1 protein-coding gene is annotated in these 466 nt (G+C 66.1%); it reads right to left on the bottom strand.

Annotated elements, in window-relative coordinates; all coding sequences use genetic code 11:
* Positions 1-466, bottom strand: a 466-nt coding sequence (locus tag HMPREF2581_RS18220) for a hypothetical protein (protein WP_033875279.1), incomplete at both ends; no start/stop codon positions are given.

Raw genomic sequence — 466 nt, 5'->3', positions numbered from 1 at the left:
GCGATCCGGCCCGCCTGGCTGTTGTCTACCCGAGCGGCGACCAGGGTGAGTCCCGCATCGCTGCCGATACTGGCTTTCCGGCTGTTGTTCAGGTTGCCGGTACGAATCTCCACGGCCCCCTTGCCACTGATCGCACCGGCCTGGCTGTTGTCGAGGCTGGCGCTGCTCAAGCTAAGTCCAGCGTCGCTCGCCAGTCTGCCGCCCTGATTGTTCAGGGCGCCCTGGCTGGTCACTGCCAATGCCCCTGCGCTGGATAGCGTACCGCCCTGGTTGTCGAGCCAGGCTGACTTCACCGTCAGGAAGCCCCGGCTGTCCAGGCTGCCGGCCTGGTTATCGAACGCACCGGCCAGGGAGACGTCGATACCCTTCTGGCTGGACAGCAGGCCCCCCGCGCCGTTGAACAACTCCGTAGCACTCAGGCGCAGCCCATCGCGGCTGGCGAGTACCCCCTTGTCCTGGTTGAGCA

This window comes from Pseudomonas sp. HMSC057H01 (assembly GCF_001836405.1).
In the GTDB taxonomy this organism is placed as follows: Bacteria; Pseudomonadota; Gammaproteobacteria; order Pseudomonadales; family Pseudomonadaceae; genus Pseudomonas; species Pseudomonas aeruginosa.
Note: the sequence above shows the minus strand (reverse complement) of the source record. Positions and strands in the feature narration are given on the sequence as shown.